Source organism: Nocardiopsis mwathae (assembly GCF_014201195.1).
Lineage (GTDB): Bacteria > Actinomycetota > Actinomycetes > Streptosporangiales > Streptosporangiaceae > Nocardiopsis_C > Nocardiopsis_C mwathae.
Window position 1 is genome coordinate 908,730 of sequence record NZ_JACHDS010000001.1, and the last position, 17,683, is coordinate 926,412.

Genomic DNA, 17,683 nt, shown 5'->3' on the forward strand with positions numbered 1-17,683 from the left:
CCTCGGCAGCCGTAGGTCATGCCGGGAAGAAGAGGGCGATCACCAGGCCGACGAGGATGAACAGAGTGCCGAGCCCGATTCCGGCCACTGGGGCGACCGTGCTCGACTGCCAGGAGCCGACGGCGATCACCGTCGGGTCCGACTGGTCGTAAAGGACCTCCAGCCGCTGCCCCGGCTCGTAGCGGGTGGCGCTCGACGCGACGGGCGCACGGCGGTGGACCTGCCGGCCGTCGGGCAGGTCGAACAGCACCGTGAACGCGTTCACCCACGTCGTCATGGCCGACGTGGTGATGTGGGACCTGTTGCGGGAACGGCGCTGGGACGGCTCCTCCCACGAGTGGGTGACCGTGGCGAAAGCACGCCCGGACGAACGGCGCAGCGTGGAGCTCTCGACCCCGGACCAGATCCCGCGCAGCAGGGCCAGGAGTCCGCTGAAGACGAAGATCGCGCCGAACGCCACGGGCCCGGCGTCCCCAAGGGCCTCGTAGAACAGCAGAACGGTCAGCATCGACGCGATGGTCGCGACGAAGAGGAAGTTGTGGACGTACGTGTCCACGGCCGACGATTTCTTCGGCTCGGGAGCGCCGGGAAGCGGGTGCAGGTAGGGATTGTGCGCGATCTCCACGTTGGAGGGGTTGTGCGGGTCGAACCGGATGGGGACCCGCCACCCCACCACGGGCACGATGCCGCCGAAGCCGCCCGACAGCTCGCTCACGTGCTCAGCGCCGGACGGGGAGCGGAAACGCAGCGTGAAGGGGTGCTCGGTGCGCTGGGGAGGAGCCAGCGGTCCGACCGACGCGACAACGGCCTCCGCGTCCACGCCCCGGCGTTGCAGGGTCCGCTTCCGGAGCCGCTCGAAGGTCGGTTTCGCCACGTTGTAGACGAGGAACAGACCGATGGCGACGGCGAACAGGATCGTACTGGGGTCGAGATCGGACACTACTGACACCGCTTCTCGGATCGGGAGGAAAACGCAGCGTGCATCGTACCTTCACGCCGATCGGTGCGTCATGACCGGATGGGGTGGGAACCTCCCGGTCGGGCGGCGTGAGTGCCGGGAACGCGGTCGCGCTCCCGGCACCCGGCAGACCGGCGGTCCGGCGCCGGCCGGACGAGTCGCGAGTCGGCCCCTGGTGTCAGGCACGCATGGTCCGGATGAGCTGCCACCCGACGATGGCGCCGGCGACGGCTGTGGCGTTCCACGCCAGCAGACCGCCCATCACCGCTCCACTGCTCACCCCGGTGACGAGGAGACCGTCGATCAGGTAGAGCAGCGTTCCCGTCACCGGAATGGCGAGACAGGCCACCGCGCTGCGCCGGGTACCGCGCCGCCCCTCCTGGGGGCGGTGGACGATCGCCGACATCGACGCGGCGAGGAAGTAGACCACGAAGCTGACCGCGGCCTGCCAGACCACCGCGCTCCAGAGGACTTCCAGCTGTTCCACCGTGGCGTACTCAAGCATGATTCTGATGCCGAGCACAGTGGTGACGGCATAGACCACGAGCCCGATCGCCCATGGCTTGATCAAGTCCATGCGGACTCGGAACTCCTTTCATCCGGCTTCAAACAGGTGCGCGACAGACCGGGGGTTCAGTCTTCGGGTGAGTGGACCGTGCCGGTGATCTGGTCGACCAGTTCGTCGTCCAGATAGGTGTGGTCTCCGGTCAGCCGGAACAGCACTCCCCGGCCATCCTCGAGCTTCATCGCGATGTCGACCCCGCGGATGGTGTCGATGTCCTCGTCGCCGTCGAACTCGTAGGTGTAGTCGTAGCGCTCGGAGTCGGGGACACCCGCAACCTCGTAGTCCCAGTCCTTGTCCAGGTACTCGAATTTCGGCTCGAACTTGATCTCGGCCTGCGCGGTCCCGCCGACGGCCGCCGCGCTGTCGACCTCGTCGCCGGCCAGCATCACGTCCACCTGCGCACGGTCCTCATCGAAGTCGGACGGCAGGGCGTAGGAGATCCCCTCCGCCGACTCGTCGGTGAAGCCGTCCGGCGCCTCCGCGGGTCCTCCGCCGTCCGCCCCGCAGCCCGCAAGGGCCGTGAGGAGGGCGGCGCCGAAGACGGCCGCGCTAGTCGTCCTTGCTGCACGCTTCATAGGGCACATACTCCCGACTTCCGTTGTTGGGGGCTCCGAGGTACTCGGCTTCACTGATGTCCTGGGACGTCCCGCCCCAGGTCCCGCCGAAGCCGAACTTCAATCCGAGCTTGACCTCGGCGCCGACCTTGTGGGTGTTGTCCTCACCGTCGTAGCTGGCCCTGGTGGTCTTCCCGTTCTCGAACACCCACTCCTCGAACGGGGTGGGGTTCTCGCTGAGCTCGGTGGGGTCGGCGGCATCCCAGGTCAGGGGAATGACGTTGTCATCGGCGAACATGCCCATCCATTCCTTGACCATCTCCCCCTCCTCGGCGCTCTCGACGTCGATCTCGGTGGTGGTGATCACCGGTGCCATACCGACACCATCGTCCTTCACCTGCGTGAGCTCCAGCTTGGTGATGTTGCCCTTCTCGTCCTCGGTGATCTTGATGGCGCCGGTCCGGTCGATACCGGCCGTCCCCTTCTTGACCTGGCCGTCGGCGGCGATACTGGCGGACCCGCCGATCTCGTAGATCGTCGTGGTCTCGCCGGTCTTGCGGTTGCGCTCCTCACCCATCGCCGCCTGGACCTGGATGGCGCCGTCCAGCCCGAGGTTGGGGTTCAGCCCCCAGCCGTTGTCCTTGTCGCCGTCCTGGCCCCCGCGGTCCGGCTTCTTCGAACCGAACTTCAGACCGAGGTAGCCGTCGACGCCCGCCTCGGTGCCGAGCGTGGTGCGGGTGATGTCGGGGTCGGGGATGTCCGGCCCGATGAGGTTGTTGGTCTGCTCGCGGGCCCAGCCGCCGATCAGCGGGATCTGACCGACGGTGTTCTTGGAGAGGGCGTCGACCTTCTGGAACTTGGCGAGTTCGTCCTCCATGGCCTTGGCCTCCGCAGGGGAGTCGAACACCCACGAGCTGCCGTTCTCCAGCGTCATGCCGGCTCCGACATCGACCTCGGCGCCGATCTTGGAGGACCCGCCGAGGTCCACCGAGACACCGGCACCGGTGCTGACGCCGACCATGTCGCCGTCGACCAGCGTGATCTTGGTGGTGCCGTCGGAGAACTCCTCCTTGATGAAGGCGTAGTCCTGGCCGACGTCGACGAAAAGCACGCTGATGCTTCCGCCGCCGATGTCGGTGTTCTTCGACACCAGGCACTTGTCCGGCTCGTACTCCTCATCGGCGAGCCGCTGCCGGTTGTTGCACTCGCTCTCCAGGCCGACGAAGTTGAACGCCTCGCACACGGAGTCCTTGATCGAGGCGACGATCTGGTTCGAGCTCTGGGTGAAGCCGGTCGCGAGGAGCGCGACGACGATCACGCCGATGGTGAGGACGACGCCGGCGTACTCGACGAATCCTGCGCCCCTGTCGGAGCGTGTTAACGCCCCGCGGCTTCTACTCCCGATCATCATCTACCGTCCGCTCGAGGCCACCACCGGGAGAGTCGAGACACGAGGTCGGGGAGAGCATCGCACTCTCGCTCGGGTGGCCGATTCAGCTCAATGGCAGATGACAGTAGAGCCGGAGTAGTCGGGCGAGGAAGAGTTCAAAGACCCAATCAAGTACCCAACCTCAGTGGGCAATAGGCCCACGGGCACGGGCAGCCCCGTCCACGGGACTGCAGTAGGTGGTTGGGGGACGATCCGGCGTCCCGGCTCAGCCTTCCTCGCCGACGCGGGCGGAGGCCACCATGGCCTTCGCGGCCTGCTCGTCGAACTCGTCGACATGGGCTCCGTACCGCAAGACGAAGTGCTCGTCCTCCTTCTCTCCACCGATGAGCAGGTCCCATTGGACAGTGGGGTAGCCGTCTACGTCCTTGTAGTGGCTCTTCATCAAGGAGGCGTTGATCGAGCCGGGGACCTCGATGTCGTCTTCGCTGGTGATCTCCGCATCAGGGTCCCACGCTTTGATCTTCCCGCTGATCATGATGGGGGCGCCAAAAATGGGATTGCTGTCTTCTTCGAAGACGAGGATCGCGGGCGGCTCCCAGTCGTGGGGGTAGGACTCTACGGTGTCCTCCGGGGTGAGGGTGAGCGAGGCGAGTGTGTCGTTCTCAGGTTCGTACTTGACCATGTCGGCCGGAGGAGTGAAGGTCAGCGCGCCGACGGTCACGGTGTCGCCCGAGGCTTCCCGCCCCTCCGTGTCACTGCTGTCCTGTTCCTGTTGGGGGGTCGCATCCGGGGCTACCTCGTCGACCCCGCCACCGCACCCTGCGGCGAACAGGACCGTCCCTGTGAGTGCGAAACCAGCTGCGGCGATTCTCGTCATGTCGAACGTCATCCGTTCCTTCGGTGGACGAGCGAGGCCCGGAACTCTGTGGTCCGGGCCTCGCGTGTCAGTGGCTTATGGGTGGGTCATCCGTACCGCCGCCGGGGCCGGAGCAGCCAGGCGATGAGTCCGCCCAGGGCTCCAGTGGCGCTCCACGCCAGCGGCGTGAGGAGGTCGCCCGCACTCATGGCCTGTGCTCCGGCGCCGATGTTGGTGATCACGCCGATCCCGATGAGGACGATGCTGCCGGCCAGCCCTGCGGCTGCGCCGGCGCCGATGACCCAGGCTGCGCTGCGCGTCCGCCAGGCCATCATCCCGGCGACGATTCCCCCGGCGATCCGTGCGAGGCTCATGTACCCCTCGACCAGGAAGAAGGCGCCGACGCCGGGCTCGGAGGCGGGGGCGCCTCCCGCCACGGACACCAGGATCGAGGTCCCGGCGATGATGAGCAGTGCGGTGCCCAGGAGCGAGACGAGAGCGCCGACGGCGATGCCCGCGTACCGCATCAGCCTCCCTCTCCGACGCGGGCGGACGCCATCATCGTCTCGGCTACCTGCTCGTCGAATTCGTCATCGTGGCCTCCGTACCGCAGCACGAAGTGCTGGCCTTCCTCCTCGCCGCCGATCATCAGGTCCCACTGCACGGTGGCGTGGCCGTCGTCGGCGGTGTAGGCGCTCTTCATGAGGGCGGCGTTGACCGCCCCGGGGACCTCGACGTCTTCGTCGGTGGTGAACTCCGCGTCGGGGTCGAACGCCTTGATCTGTCCGCTGATCATGATGTGGCCGCCGAACACGGGATCGGTGTCCTCTTCGAACACGTGGATCGCGGGCGGGTTCCCGTCGTAGGTGTCGGGGTCGTAGTCCTCCGTGGTGAGGGTGAGCGACGCCGGTGTGTCGTTCTTCGGCTCGTAGGTGACCATGCCGGGCGGGGGAGTGAAGGTCAGGGCGCCAACGGTGATCTCGTCACCGGAGGCCTCCCGGTTCTCCGTGTCACCGGCGTCCTCCCGTTGGGTGGTCGTTCCGGAGTCTGCCTCGTCGGCCCCACCGCCGCATCCGGAGGCGAACAGCAGGGCCGCCATCAACGCGGAAGCCACTGCGCCAGTCCTCGTGATTTCCATTTTGTTCTGCTCCGTCGGTCGGTTGATTGAGGGCCTTCGCGCGATCCTAGACACCGCAGTCGACCTCCTCCCACCTGGCCCCGGGCTGGCGGTTGTCCCGGTGGTGCATGCTCAGCAGTTCGCTCTCCTCGGTCGACTCCGTGTTGAGGGATCCGCCGAATCCGCCGCGACTGGCTCCGTAGCCGTCGCCGTCGTCCTTGTCCACGTTGTAGACAGTCTGGGTTTGGGTCCCGTCTTCGGCGAAGCGCTCGCCGAGGCCCCGAGCGTTGTCGAGGTCGGCCATGGCGACAGGGTTGGGGATGGCGGCGAACCCCGTGTCGGTGTTGAAGGCTTGCTCGTACGCTTCCCGGTTGGCGTCGTCGGTCAGGTCGAGCGACAGGGTCTGCCTCACCCTCACATGTTCTCCGGCCAGTTCGATGTCGTCGGAGAGCGGGTTCTCGATCTCCACGCCTTCGGGTAGGTCGAGTTCGATCTCGCCGCTCATGCCCACCGAGTAGCCGAGTTCGTATTCGATCTCGATCTCGGCCTGCACGGGGTTGCCGTCGGAGTCGAACTGGGTTCGCTGGGTGAGTCCGGCGCCGCCCGCGGCCTCGGCCGCGGCGCTGACCGAGGCGGGTAGCGCGCCGGAGTAATCGGCGGTCCCTTCGAGCTTCAGCTCGGCATCGAGGGACATGGACATCGTGTGGGTGCGGTTCATGTCGCGGTCGATCTTGACCTGGTTGGACGCGTTGGCCTCCAGGCCGGCACTCACCTCGGCGCCGAGCCCGCCCCCTTCGAGCCCGAGGCCGCCCTGCGCTCCGGCGCTCATGTTGAGGTCGACTGTCACCGAATCGGGGAGAAGCTGTTCGTACTTCCGGTCGACGGCGTCGGTGTCTCCGCCGAAGAAGTCTGTCAGTCCCCGTTCGATGCCTCTCGCCAGCTCACCGGCCCCGGCCTCGGCGGCGACCCCCTGGGTCCCCATTGCCACTGCCGCCCAGTCCTGGAAGGCATTGCCGCGTCTGAGCTCCTGCATCGCCTCGGCCTGCTGATGTGCGTCGGCGCCTTCGAACTCGTAGTTCAGGTGCATGCCCAGCCCGCCCTGGATAAAGGCTTCGTAGCTGCTCTTCTCCTGGCCGAGGAGCCGGTCGAGGTCACCGATTTCGGTCTTCTCCGACGCCTCGACGCCGACAGAGCTGTTGCCCGTCGTCGTGTAGACGGCTCTGGGCTCCCCGGTGACGGGGTCGGTCTGGTAGACAATCTGGTCACCTGCGGCGACCTCGACACGGACGTTGCGGAAGGAGCCGTCGAGTGATCGGTCGCGGGACGCGGTTCGTACGTCGCAGATGGGTGGTGGTTGCGGAGGCGGGGCGGCCTGCTCGGACAGCTCGCAGTCACCCAGTCCGAGGCCGGTGAAGGCGCGGCAGATGGAGTCGTTGATCCCGTTGCGGATCGTCTCACCCAGACCGCCGGCCCCACCGACGGAGAAGAGGACGAACGCGCACAGAGTGCCGATGAGCAGGGTGGCACCAGCGAATTCGATGAAGCTGGAGCCACGGTCCGAGGCAGACGGGGGATGGGGGATAGGAACGGTCACCCGGTCTACACCTTCGTCGTTCGAAAGGCCGGCCCGAGGCGGCTCAGGGATTCGCTGGTTGCACGGTGTGAGCGAATCGGGCGCACGTGGGCACGGCGAATGGAATGGAGGTCGGTGGAGACTATTGGAACCAGACGAATGGGGCATAGGGCCCATGGGCCCCACGGGAGGCCCAAAAAGGCGCTGACGTGCGGAGGCGAGTCCTCGGCTGTGCTGCTGTCGCCGCCAGAGCTGGCAAGGCCGGTTCCGGACAGGCCCCGGTCGCCCAAAAGTGCTCGCTACCTGGCAGAAAAGCGCTCAACCGAGACGGGCGAGGCCACGACGGGGCAGCACGCAAGCCATCGGAGGCCAAGGGAGCAGGGACGTTCCGGGTATCGTTGACCGGCCGGTGCGTGAAACGCCCCGATGTGAACCGATTGCCGTTTCCCTGAAGGTGGAAGCCCCCGCATGCTGAACCGAACGTCCATCGCTGCGATGAGCATCGTAACGAGCGGGATCATGCTCCTCACAGGGTGCAGCGGCGGCGGGGGCAAGGAAGAACCGGACGATACCCCTGCGGCCGAGGAACAGACCACGGTGACGGCCCCCGACGGCCCCTTCGTTCGCGAGGGAGTCCTCGGAGGTCCCGCCGGGTTCCGGGCGCGTCTTGAGGTCAAGGCGATCGAACGCCGCTCCGACCGGACCGTTGTGCGTTTCCTGACCACCCCACTGGAAAGCGGCGAGCAGACCGTGCGGGGCGCCTTCGGCGGCAAGTCGTCGACACCGGTCGGCTTCCGGCTGCTCGACCCGGCCGGCCACCGCCTCTACTACCCGCTGGTCAACGGCAACGGGGGAGGGGCTCTGGGGACGGAGCTGCCGACCTGGGTCGTGGGCGAAGTCGAGTACGTGATGGAGGCGCACTTCCCGCGGCTGCCCGAGGACATCGAGGCCATCACCGTCATCACGCCGGGAAGCACGGCCGAGATGACGGGAATCCCCGTCGAAGACGCAGACGAGCCCGAGGACGTCCCCAGCGAGGACCCGCCCGGCTACCTCGACCTGTCCCCCGGGGACGAGGTGGAGCTTCCAGTGGTGTCGGGCCCGGTGAAGGGCAAGCCGGAAGACAGGGTGAAGACCCTCTACTCGGTCGTCCAGTCGCCGAAGGAGGAGCGGGACCACTCCGGTGACCGTGAGCGGATCACCATCCCCGCGGGCGACCTCTTCATCGACGACGAGGCGGAGCTGAAGCGGGGGGCGGACCCTGTCCTCCACGGCCTCGTCAAGGAGTTCCACGACCGGGCTGACCCCGAGAAGCCCATCGAGATCACGGTCCATACGGCTGCCGGGGGAGACGCCGGCGACAACAAGAAGCTGTCGCAATCCAGAGCGAAAGCAGCCAAGGAGTTCCTGGAAGAAGGGGCCGGGGACGACTACGAGATCAAGGCCACGGGTGTGGGCGGCGCCGAGCCGGTCGCTGATGAGGGAGGACTGAACGTCGAGGAGGCGCGTGCGCGCAACCACCGGCTGGAAGTGTCCTTCCGCATCAAGGAGGAGGAAGAGGAAGAAGAGGCCGACCAAGAGGCCGACGACGAGGCCCCGTCCGGGGAGGACGGCGGCGACTCCGCTTCCGAAGAGTCCGACGGGGATGAGGCGAACGCGGAGGACGGCGACAAGGGGGAGGACGAGGCGAAGCCCGTCGGGCCAGCCCTCGCGCCGTTCCGTGCGAAGGACGCCGAGCCGGTGCGGACCGCCACCGGGTGGACGCGCGACCACGACTACGAGATGGACGTCCTCCCCTTCTACCGCGACGGTGACTTTCTCGTCGCCAACATGGTGATCAGGAACGTCAGCGACCCGGAGGACTCGGCGGAGGACGCTGAGGTCTCATCCCCGTTCTCCGGGGAGTATGAAGGGTCGCAGTTCGGCGAGTTCAGCGTGATCGATCCCGAGACGCAGACGGTGTACCGGGAGCTCCGCGTCGGCGCCACGCGCGCGCACGAGAAGAAGGGCGGGGTCGACTTCGTCGAGCCCCCGGGCGACGCGTTCTACCCGGAGCCAGGCTGGGAGGGACGCGTCTTCTTCTACGTTCCAGCGCCGCCGGAAGGCGTCACCACGATCACGTTCGACGCGGGTCTGTTCGGTGAAATCAAGGACGTTCCGATCGAGTGAGTCCCGTTTCTCGTGTCGAGGTCGCTGTCCTGCTCGGCGGCACAGCCGTGCACGACTCCAAGCATCCGGAGAAGGGCCGTCTTTCTCTCTCCAGGCCCGAGTGGGCCGCGCTCCTCGGCAGGGTCAAGCCCCACTCGCGGTGGAGAACCGGGTAGCGAGGGGGCACCTTCACGCCCACCTGCCCACCGGACATGCGGGCCCCTCATCCGGCGGTTCATCAGGCCGTTCGGTCATCTGCCGAGTTCGTAGGCACGGAGATAGACGTGCGCTGCCGCACCATCCGGGTAGAGCACAATTCCTTCGACTTGGCGGCCGGTCTGCTGATTCAGCGCTGTGCAGCCGTAAGCGCTGTCCTCGAACTCCCTGGCCGTATCGGGAGTGATGCCATACAGCCCTTGGTCGTGTTTCGGTATTCCCTGAGATCGGGGGAGGTAGTTCCCGATCTCGCGGCATATATCCTCCGCCTCCTCATGGGTGGTGGTGAAATGGGCTCGGTAGATCAAGCTGTCTAGCTCGTTCGCGAGCGTATTGGTAGTCACGTCCTCCGCACTATCTGGAAGATCTAGCTGGGCAAATTCTTCAAAGCTGATGACGGAGATGTCTGATTCCTCCAGAATCTCCTCTTCGCTCGCCCAGCTGCAAGACGATACGAGGAAGAACAACCCGCACACGGTTGCAAGCGTGGAAACAAGGGACCCGCGGCTTCCGTTCATCTCCTACCACCCTTGCTTGTGCTCTCCTCTGGTCGTCCGCACTCGGTGTGTTGTTGGGTCGTTCCGACCCAGCCGAGGTACGGGGCGCAGAGCAGTGCAACCAGGGTTCAGGTCACTGGGACTCCGGTGACGGCCTCGAACTTGGGGACCTGGACGGTCACCTCGGTCACGGACGGGTCCAGCCAGAAGTCGATCCACAGCGTGCGCGACTCGTGTGCCGGAACCGTCTCCCCTGCGCCTCGCGGCGCCAGGCAGTGGCTGTCGGATCGTTGGAGCACGGGGTATTGGACCTGAGCCTGCTCGTCGATGAGCATCACACCGTTGAGCCGGGCGTCGGGAAGACTGCCGCAGATGGCCGGCGAACCGAAGGAGCCGCCAAGAACGGTCGACTCGTCATCGGCGTGGTTGACGACCCGGTAGCGCAGACTCGCCAGGCCGCCGTGGGACGACCGCCGTACGGCCTCCACCTCAACGCTGAGCTCCTTGAAGTAGCGGTTCTCCTTACCGGGAACGATCTGCGCCGGTCCGGAACCCGCGGGGCGCGAGGCGTCGGGCGAGGCCGATTCCTGCTCTCTGGAGGCCGGTTCGGGCATCTCCTCGGCCGCCGGGGCCGCGTCGTATGTGATGGTGACGCGTCGGTTCTTCTGCTTCCCCTCGTCGGTGCGGTTGTCCGCGACGGGCTCATCCGAGCCGTGACCGGCCGTCTCGTAGCTGATACCGGATCGGGTGATGAGCGTATCCAGCTCGTCCTTGACGGCCTCGGCCCGGTCCTCGGAGAGGGGCTGGTTGATGGTGTCGGTGCCGCTGTTGTCGGTGTGCCCGTCGATCTGGACGGTCTCGGCGTCCGACTCCGCGATTTCCTCGGCGACCTCGCGCAGGGCCTGTTCCGCGTCGGGACGCAGCGTTGATTCGTCGACGTCGAAGAGCACGTCGGCGGAGAGCGATACGCTCACCTGCTCTCCCGTCTCCTCGCGGGTGCTGCCCTCTTCGAGGTCCTCGCGGGCGGCGACCAGGTCGACGACGATCGGGTCGTCGTGGTCGTCGGGGAGCGGTTCCGGTGGCGCACCGCCGCCGGTGATCGGGATGTCATGCACGGTACCGGTGACGGGTGTGTGCACGGAGACCGTGTCCACGCCGTCAGGCAGCGCTGGGTATCCGGCCCAGAACTCCTGGGTCTCGCCTGGTTTGATTCTCCTCTTGTCGCCGAACTCAGCGAATGTCGAGCAGTAGCAGGGCTGGGGTTGACCTGGCGACTCCGATTCGCCGTAGCGGAGGGGGAAGTACTGCTTCCTGGCCCCGACATCGATGAGTGACACCCCCTCCACCGTTTGGCTCGTCGGCGTTCCGTCGGCCAGGGCGAAGTAGGTGCTGATTTCCTCATCGCGGTTGTTGGTGAGCTGGAATTTCAGGACGGTGGTGTCGTTGTCCGCTCTTTCCAGCGAGAGGATCTCCAGGCTGGTGTCCTCACCGAACCACGTGGGTTCGATCGTCAACGGCAGGGGGGTGTTCGCAGCACTGCCGCTTCCGCCGCCGCTCTTCCCTTCTTCTGCCTTCTCCCCGGACCCATTCGCGCCTGAGTCTTGCAGCAGACCGCATCCGCTCAGTACCAGGGCACAGGCGGCCGCTACAGCGATGCGGGATCGGCGTCGGTATCTGGCGGGTGGGGAAGAGGGGGTTGCCACCAGGTTTCCTCTCTCACTTCTCATTTGTCGAATCGCGCACATGAGCCGCGAGACGGCACGACGGCCGTGGCGGGCGGCACTGCTGAGGTTTGGCGCGATGAGTCTAGCCACCGCCTCGGACGCGCCTTCGGGCCGCCGGTGCGTCTCCGCGGATGACGCGGAGACGGGCGTGGCCGGGGTTACTACCGGCCAGGGGAGCCCCATGAGGTCGAATGGGAGAGCGGGGTGGCCGGTCCTATATCCGCCGTCCCATCGGTGATGGACGTTGAGGGCCGTGCCCGGAGGACCGGTCATGGAAATTCCTCCGGGCACGGTGTGGGCGCGGCTCTTGTCCCCTCTGGCAAGGCGCGCCCTGAGGTGGCCGGGCAGGGCGCGGGGGCGCGGCGTCCCTGTCCCCGGCGTGGATTACGGGGTGGCTGTGTCGCTTCCGGCCGGTAGGAGTGTGCGTGGCCGGATGTGGCCGTCTCCCTGGTGGCGGGCGGCGAGGATTTCGTCGCGGACGTGGCGCAGCAGGGCGATCAGGTCCTCGACCGCCTCCAGGTCGGCGTTGGTTCCCAGGGTCTGGAGGTAGAGACGGACCTGGGGACTCAGGTGCAGCACCCACTCGCCCGCATACAGGCCTTCTTCGAGCTCGAGCTCGGAGGCGTCCAGCTTCTCCAGCTCGACGAGGCGGACCGTGCTGGTCACCTTGACAGCGGTGGTCATCGGTGTGCCCGGTGGTTGAGTGCGGCGGCGGTACGGCCCGCGACCTCTCCAGCGCTCAGTGCGGGGGCTGGTGCGCGGGCCTGGTCCAGTGCGGTGTCGAAGACGGTCAGGTCGGCGCAGGTGACTACGAGGTCGTGGTGGATCCGGTGCCGCGCCTCGTAGGGGTGGTCGGCGCCGGGGTGGTAGGTGATCTCCCAGTCGGCCTCATGGCGCACGGCGACCTCGCAGAAGTCGACGTAGTCGGGAACCCGCGGGCGGGGTGCGTAGGGGCGGGTACGGGAGGCTCCGGCGGGGAGCGGAATGCGGAGGCGCCGCTGGGGGCTGAGGGTGCGGATCTCCCACGGCTCAGGCGCCGGCGGGCAGAGCCGGGCCAGCCGCAGCTGCTGCGGCGAGGGCGAGCGGCGCCGCTTGCGGCGGGACGGGATCAGGGACGAGAAGAGCTGACGCATAGGAACCCCTCCCGGAGGGGGTCTCGGGCCGGCGCAGGATGGCCGACTTCGGGTGGTGCGCTTCTAAGTATGGAACGTAGCGGCTACGTTTACAAGTGCAAGAACGTAGTCTGCTAGATGTAGAGGGTGAAATGTCCAAGTCTGAGTTGCCCCGGTACGATGAGCCAGCTCACGGGGAGGGGGTAAACATGCCGGACAGTCCGACGATCAAGCGTCGCCAGCTCTCTGACGAGCTACGCCGACTCCGGAACAGCACTGGCATGACCGTGGAGCAGGCTGCTGAACGCCTCGAATGGTCTCGGGCACGCCTCGGACATATCGAGACCGGACGTCGTAAGAAACCACTGATCACCGACATCAAGGCGCTGCTCGACCTTTACAAGGTCACTGATCCGCGTGAGCGGGAAGCGATCCTCAACCTGACCCGCCAAGCCCGCGAGACCGCTTGGTGGACCAGCTACGATGACGTGTTCACAGGACGCTTTCCAGGGTTCGAAGCCGCCGCTGCCACGATTAGCACCTACGAGCCTTCGCTCATCCCCGGCCTGCTGCAGACCTCGGAATACATCGCCGCGATCACCAAGGCCACATTGATCTACAGCGGGGACGACATCCAGCGCGTCATCGATGCTCGCCTGAAGCGGCAAGAGATCCTCACCTCCCCTGATCAGCCGGAGTTGCGGGCAGTTATCGACGAGGCCGCTCTCCTCAGGTTGGGGGACGGTCAGCTCATGGCTGGACAGGTCCAGCATTTGATCAAAGTCGCCGAAGACACCGGAAACTCCGTCACGATCCAGGTCTTGGAGATCGGAGCTGGACTACACCCAGGTGGTGAGAGCGCCTTCGTCCTCATGGATTTCGATGAGGAGACCTCCCCGGTCGTCTATCTGGAGACCAGCACAGACGGGCTCTACCTAGAGGACGCAGGCGAGGTCGAGCGCTACCGAAAACTCTTCCGGAACATTCAGGAGGCGGCGTTGACGCCCGACCGTACTCTTGCCTACCTGAAGAACATGCTCGTCAAGAGGTAACCATGGATCCGACAGCCATCTCCGGCGAGCTGGTGTTCCGTACATCCAGCTACTCGAAGACCAACAACTGTGTTGAAGTCGCGAGCTCTCCGCTCGAAACGGCCCTGCGCGATTCCAAGCACCAGGAGAAGGGTCACCTCTCCCTCTCCAGGTCCGAGTGGGCCGCGTTCCTCGGCGCTGCCAGAACCCACTCACTGTAGAAACCGGGTAGGAGTCAGGGGCGCCCTGGCTCCAACCACACCACCGAACATCCGAGTCCGCCACCGGCGGTTCGTCAGGCTGCTTGCGAGAAACGACGCCACACCTCACTTGGTCCAGCAAACCACCCGGGTCAGCCCAAGCCTCGGGAAATTGGGCATCACTGGGTGTCGCCGCCAGCTTCACGATGGTCATGCAGATTCCAAGGAAACTTCGCAAACCGCATCGAGTTCTGGATCTCCTGAGGGGTGACGCTGGGCGTCACCCCTCAGGAGAAGCTTTTGTGAAGCGCCTCCTCCGGTAGGGACTCCACTTTTGGCGGGTTCAGGAGGTGCGAGGCCGCGGAGGCCGAACCAGGAGGGAGATCCATCCGCCAAGGGCGCATCCTGCAGCTAGCGCAATGAGGATGGATACAAAGGGGATCAGATGCCGAGGGTCGTTGAGTGGGCCGGCGTAGACGAACTCGAGGATAATACCGATGAACGGAATACCTGACACCGCGAGGAGATAGCGGCCTCGGACTCGTCTCTTCGGATACGGGTGAACGAATCCGGCTGTGAATGCCACCAGGGTGTATCCGAGGAACGCCAAGGGGGTCAACCATACGAGTTGGCCCATGAGGGTGTCAGCTGCCCCCAGGGGGGCATGGGAGCTGAAGAAGCGAGCCTCAACAAAAGCCCAAGACAGCCAGGTGATAGCCCCGACGCTCCAGGACTTTGCTAGATCCACCGGTTATTCCTCTTCGACTTTCACGCTGTTGACGATGTGGTCAAGTTCCGAGGGGCGCGCTTCGTTGCTATCGACGATCATCTGAGCCCGTACATTGAGAGCTCGGAGCTCAGACGTAACTATCCCGATGTCTGTGGCATAGACGATTTCTCTATTCTCATCGTCGTTTGGCAGGGTGTAGTTCACCGCGAACGCAGACTTCGCGCCGGAGATGTCGACTTCCTCCTTGGACTTGACCTCGTATCCCCTGGTAAGGCGTAGGTCTCTGAGTGTTCCTACGGTGATCAGCTCGCCCGTAAGATTGGGGTCGTTTTCTTCTGTTAGACTTGTATAAATTCCGACCCAGCCCACAGGCTCATCACCCTCGTAGAGTATGAACCCGGGTTCCCAGCCTTCATCGGCCTGATCTTCACTCTGGGCATCCCACTCACTGGGGACTTCAAATGAGACGCCAGCTCGCTCGGCTTCGACGAACCCGGACTCTTGGGATGAATTCTCCGCGGCCTCTTGTCCGTTGTCGGTGTCTTGAGTACCGTTTTCGGTCCCACACGCGCTGAGGGACAACGCGAGTAGCAGGGATGCGGTGGCTGCTCCGGCCGATTTTGAGTAATGACTGACAATTGGCATCTGATTCCCTCGTCCTTCTGGAGGCTTATGATTGATGAGACTTGGATCTGCCTAGGACGTGCAGTCTTCGTACTCAATAAGTTCGCGCTTGCCATCTTCGTTGGGGGCGCCGAGGTAGCGTGCGTCACTAACCTCCAGTGATTCCGAGTCCCATCCAGTGCTGAGCCCAACATCCTGGCCGAACAGCGTCACACTGCCATCCCAGTCTTCACCGCCTGACTCACGGTCATATCCAACAGTACTATACGTGCCCTCTTCATGGAGAAGGCGGTCGAAGTCCGAGATTCTAGGATCATCGTCTGGATGGGAGGCGACGTCCTTCGGCTGCCCGGTCGTTGACATGAACTCCAGCACCATGAGCGGCTCGCCTTGTTCCATCCACTCCATTACGGTGTCACGATTTTCGTCCGTGACTTGGAGATCGGTGGTATTGACTCTGTAATCGTCATTGTCTTCATCAACGGCAACGATTTGGATTTCGAGGCCAACGAGCTCTTCGGTGTCTCGGTCATAGGTGGTCTTGATCTGGGTGCTGTCCAAAGTATTGGCTGCGGCATCCTCACTGATGATGGATTCCGGCATATGCTCACCGACCTCGCCGGACTGCTCAAACTTGAATCCGACGGTGTCACTTACTGTGTTGTTCTCGTTGTCGACTTCTTGGGAAGCGGTGACTTTGCCTTTGGCGTCGCCAGAAAGGAGTTCCACCAGATCGATTCCTGTGCTCGCCTTCTTTCTCGCAGCATGATCTTCTTTGCTCTCTCCTATTTTCCGTTGTGTGTTTCCGAGGCTGACTCCTGCCCCTCCCTCGACCTTACCGCCGACCTCGATGACACCGGCCTCCCGATCTGCTTTGGGAAGATCGATCTCCTCATCTTCAAAGATGCCTTTGGCAGCGCCGGACAGCTGTGAGCCGAGGCCACCGAATGCCCCACTGTCTTCGCTGATGCCTTCCATGTTCATAGCCCTGCTGACGTCGTCCTTGAAGGCGGCAGCATCGCTGGCATTATCGAACGTCCACGTTTGCTGGTACCCGCCCTCGCCTTCAAGGCCAGCCCCAATTGACGCCTCAACGTCAACCAACCCCTTGAAGTTGACGCCCCAATCAGTTGGGAGAGGAGCGTCCGCGCCAACCCCCACAGAGCGGACCAATGAGACCTCCACGGTTCCATCGGACTTCTCTTTCTCGATAATGGTGAAACCGCCGTCCACATTTACTGCGACAGCTCCGCCATGGGTGGTGGAAACCGCATTTGAACCGGTCATGCAGTGCTCAGGCTGGTAGTCTTTGTCGGCCACTTTTATGTTGTCGCAGTTGTCGCCGCCGAAGGCCTGGCAGATGGCTCTTGTGAGTCCAGATGTTACTTGATCACCCAGGTCGGTAGTGGAGATCACGGCGACAGTCATAACCGAGATCACAAGCCCGACTGCTGAATACTCGATAAATGATGCTCCGGTGTCGGAGTTGCGGGCATCAAAGTCGGATCTGGAGGAAAGTTGGGAGTATTTTTGCATAGCGGTTTCCATGTCAAGTTTGAATGGTGGGACTGTTATGGGGATTCGACTTTGTCTGCTTCATTCCAGCTGGTCAGCGTTATCGCAAACCAGCGGTCTTGCAGCCCACTCTGTTGGGGAGAAAGGTGCTGGTAGTAGACGACAGGAAGCCCCTCCGCATCGACCCAGAGTTCGACTTCCAGGACGGCTTCACCCAAGCCCATGTCAGTGAGCTGGGAGTAGTCCTGCGTAGCGAACCCGACGGAGTGCTCCTTCAAGGCACTCACTGTGGCTTCACCGCGCCAGCGGTCTGCGGGCACACCGGCGGCTTCGTGAGAGTCGACGTACTTGAGATCGGCGGTCGACAAGGCAGAGGTGATATGAGAGCAGTTCACCTGACGTGAAATCGTCGCATCGATCATGTACTCGGTCGGCGGATCATCGGTTCCGATCGCCCATGATTGGTCTCCGTCAGGAGAGTAGAGGTCATCGTCTGTAGCGATGCCTCCGGCCGCTTGAATATCGGCGGGCATGGTCTCAGAATGTTCCGCCTGACGGGTGAAATCGCTGTCAGTGGTCAGCTGGCTTTCGCCGCCGTTGATGGCATAGACACCGGACCCTTGGCCGTTGCAGCTGAGCCGACCTGTGTCGACCGCCACCATGTCCCCTCCCTCGTAGCTATCCAGCTGCCATTCGGCCGAGGTGCTGGAGTCGAGGGCTTCCGTCACAGCCAGGCGAAGCTCTTCACTGTTGGAGGACTTTCCTACGGCTTCCTCCGGGACCCCCTCACCCTTGTTGTCCGAGCTGGGACCTCCACAGGCGGAAGCTGCGAGGAGGATGACCGGGATGGGGGCCAATGAGCGAAGCAGGCGG

19 protein-coding genes are annotated in these 17,683 nt (G+C 64.4%); 4 read left to right on the forward strand and 15 right to left on the reverse strand.

The annotated features are described in order from the left end of the window. Positions 1-16: 16 nt before the first annotated feature. The 8 genes from HNR23_RS27385 to HNR23_RS03545 form a co-directional block, all read right to left on the reverse strand. Positions 17-940, reverse strand: a complete 924-nt coding sequence (locus tag HNR23_RS27385; protein WP_184073401.1) for a DUF3592 domain-containing protein — start codon at positions 938-940, stop codon at positions 17-19. Between the two features lie 196 nt (positions 941-1,136). Continuing rightward, positions 1,137-1,535 (reverse strand): hypothetical protein, encoded by a 399-nt coding sequence (locus HNR23_RS03515; protein WP_184073403.1) that lies wholly within the window; start codon positions 1,533-1,535, stop codon positions 1,137-1,139. 56 nt (positions 1,536-1,591) lie between these two features. Beyond that, positions 1,592-2,098 carry a hypothetical protein gene (locus tag HNR23_RS03520; RefSeq protein ID WP_184073405.1) on the reverse strand — a complete coding sequence of 169 codons (507 nt, stop codon included), beginning with the start codon at positions 2,096-2,098 and terminating at the stop codon, positions 1,592-1,594. After that, on the reverse strand, positions 2,073-3,488 hold the full coding sequence (locus HNR23_RS03525) for a hypothetical protein (protein WP_184073407.1): 1,416 nt from the start codon (positions 3,486-3,488) through the stop codon (positions 2,073-2,075). The genes HNR23_RS03520 and HNR23_RS03525 overlap by 26 nt, the downstream gene beginning before the upstream one ends. Before the next feature lie 244 nt (positions 3,489-3,732). Beyond that, positions 3,733-4,356: a hypothetical protein gene (locus HNR23_RS03530; protein WP_184073409.1), complete on the reverse strand. Its 624-nt coding sequence runs from the start codon at positions 4,354-4,356 to the stop codon at positions 3,733-3,735. Between the two features lie 74 nt (positions 4,357-4,430). After that, complete coding sequence (locus tag HNR23_RS03535; RefSeq protein WP_184073411.1) at positions 4,431-4,850, reverse strand: hypothetical protein; 420 nt, start codon at positions 4,848-4,850, stop codon at positions 4,431-4,433. Continuing rightward, entirely contained in the window at positions 4,850-5,437 is a 588-nt protein-coding gene (locus HNR23_RS03540; protein ID WP_184073413.1) for a hypothetical protein, read from the reverse strand. Before HNR23_RS03540 ends, HNR23_RS03535 begins: the two co-directional genes overlap by 1 nt. 70 nt (positions 5,438-5,507) lie before the next feature. Then, positions 5,508-7,034, reverse strand: a complete 1,527-nt coding sequence (locus tag HNR23_RS03545; protein ID WP_184073415.1) for a hypothetical protein — start codon at positions 7,032-7,034, stop codon at positions 5,508-5,510. A 474-nt stretch (positions 7,035-7,508) separates the two neighbouring features. Here HNR23_RS03545 and HNR23_RS03550 point away from each other — a divergent pair, with 474 nt between their 5' ends. Further along, positions 7,509-9,182, forward strand: coding sequence for an OmpA family protein (locus tag HNR23_RS03550; RefSeq protein WP_184073417.1), 1,674 nt, complete (start codon positions 7,509-7,511; stop codon positions 9,180-9,182). Next, positions 9,179-9,337 (forward strand): DUF397 domain-containing protein, encoded by a 159-nt coding sequence (locus HNR23_RS03555; protein ID WP_184073419.1) that lies wholly within the window; start codon positions 9,179-9,181, stop codon positions 9,335-9,337. The genes HNR23_RS03550 and HNR23_RS03555 overlap by 4 nt, the downstream gene beginning before the upstream one ends. Positions 9,338-9,412: 75 nt before the next feature. Here the strand turns inward: HNR23_RS03555 and HNR23_RS03560 are convergent, their stop codons facing one another. The 4 genes from HNR23_RS03560 to HNR23_RS03575 form a co-directional block, all read right to left on the reverse strand. Then, complete coding sequence (locus tag HNR23_RS03560) at positions 9,413-9,895, reverse strand: hypothetical protein (RefSeq protein ID WP_184073421.1); 483 nt, start codon at positions 9,893-9,895, stop codon at positions 9,413-9,415. Positions 9,896-10,002: 107 nt separating this feature from the next. After that, a complete protein-coding gene (locus HNR23_RS03565) occupies positions 10,003-11,388 on the reverse strand; it encodes an OmpA family protein (RefSeq protein WP_246421569.1) in 1,386 nt (461 codons plus the stop codon). A gap of 594 nt (positions 11,389-11,982) precedes the next feature. After that, on the reverse strand, positions 11,983-12,282 hold the full coding sequence (locus HNR23_RS03570; RefSeq protein WP_184073425.1) for a hypothetical protein: 300 nt from the start codon (positions 12,280-12,282) through the stop codon (positions 11,983-11,985). Further along, entirely contained in the window at positions 12,279-12,731 is a 453-nt protein-coding gene (locus HNR23_RS03575; protein ID WP_184073427.1) for a hypothetical protein, read from the reverse strand. Before HNR23_RS03575 ends, HNR23_RS03570 begins: the two co-directional genes overlap by 4 nt. Positions 12,732-12,919: 188 nt before the next feature. Here HNR23_RS03575 and HNR23_RS03580 point away from each other — a divergent pair, with 188 nt between their 5' ends. Next, a complete protein-coding gene (locus tag HNR23_RS03580) occupies positions 12,920-13,762 on the forward strand; it encodes a helix-turn-helix domain-containing protein (protein ID WP_184073429.1) in 843 nt (280 codons plus the stop codon). 2 nt (positions 13,763-13,764) lie between these two features. Beyond that, entirely contained in the window at positions 13,765-13,962 is a 198-nt protein-coding gene (locus HNR23_RS03585) for a DUF397 domain-containing protein (RefSeq protein WP_184073431.1), read from the forward strand. Positions 13,963-14,692: 730 nt separating this feature from the next. Here the strand turns inward: HNR23_RS03585 and HNR23_RS03590 are convergent. The 3 genes from HNR23_RS03590 to HNR23_RS03600 are packed head-to-tail and all read right to left on the reverse strand — an operon-like array spanning position 14,693 to position 17,538. Then, complete coding sequence (locus HNR23_RS03590; protein WP_184073433.1) at positions 14,693-15,316, reverse strand: hypothetical protein; 624 nt, start codon at positions 15,314-15,316, stop codon at positions 14,693-14,695. A gap of 51 nt (positions 15,317-15,367) precedes the next feature. Continuing rightward, the gene (locus HNR23_RS03595; RefSeq protein WP_184073435.1) at positions 15,368-16,843 is read right to left on the reverse strand and encodes a hypothetical protein; all 1,476 of its coding nucleotides are present in this window, start codon (positions 16,841-16,843) and stop codon (positions 15,368-15,370) included. Between the two features lie 23 nt (positions 16,844-16,866). Next, entirely contained in the window at positions 16,867-17,538 is a 672-nt protein-coding gene (locus HNR23_RS03600; protein WP_184073437.1) for a hypothetical protein, read from the reverse strand. Positions 17,539-17,683: the final 145 nt, after the last annotated feature.

Bases quoted from the DNA above. Each gene is read 5' to 3' on its own strand.
- HNR23_RS03515 (WP_184073403.1), bottom strand. From the start codon at position 1,535: ATGGACTTGATCAAGCCATGGGCGATCGGGCTCGTGGTCTATGCCGTC.
- HNR23_RS03520 (WP_184073405.1), bottom strand. From the start codon at position 2,098: ATGAAGCGTGCAGCAAGGACGACTAGCGCGGCCGTCTTCGGCGCCGCC.
- HNR23_RS03525 (WP_184073407.1), bottom strand. From the start codon at position 3,488: ATGATGATCGGGAGTAGAAGCCGCGGGGCGTTAACACGCTCCGACAGG.
- HNR23_RS03530 (WP_184073409.1), bottom strand. From the start codon at position 4,356: ATGACGTTCGACATGACGAGAATCGCCGCAGCTGGTTTCGCACTCACA.
- HNR23_RS03535 (WP_184073411.1), bottom strand. From the start codon at position 4,850: ATGCGGTACGCGGGCATCGCCGTCGGCGCTCTCGTCTCGCTCCTGGGC.
- HNR23_RS03550 (WP_184073417.1), top strand. From the start codon at position 7,509: ATGAGCATCGTAACGAGCGGGATCATGCTCCTCACAGGGTGCAGCGGC.
- HNR23_RS03560 (WP_184073421.1), bottom strand. From the start codon at position 9,895: ATGAACGGAAGCCGCGGGTCCCTTGTTTCCACGCTTGCAACCGTGTGC.
- HNR23_RS03570 (WP_184073425.1), bottom strand. From the start codon at position 12,282: ATGACCACCGCTGTCAAGGTGACCAGCACGGTCCGCCTCGTCGAGCTG.
- HNR23_RS03575 (WP_184073427.1), bottom strand. From the start codon at position 12,731: ATGCGTCAGCTCTTCTCGTCCCTGATCCCGTCCCGCCGCAAGCGGCGC.
- HNR23_RS03580 (WP_184073429.1), top strand. From the start codon at position 12,920: ATGCCGGACAGTCCGACGATCAAGCGTCGCCAGCTCTCTGACGAGCTA.
- HNR23_RS03585 (WP_184073431.1), top strand. From the start codon at position 13,765: ATGGATCCGACAGCCATCTCCGGCGAGCTGGTGTTCCGTACATCCAGC.
- HNR23_RS03590 (WP_184073433.1), bottom strand. From the start codon at position 15,316: ATGCCAATTGTCAGTCATTACTCAAAATCGGCCGGAGCAGCCACCGCA.
- HNR23_RS03595 (WP_184073435.1), bottom strand. From the start codon at position 16,843: ATGGAAACCGCTATGCAAAAATACTCCCAACTTTCCTCCAGATCCGAC.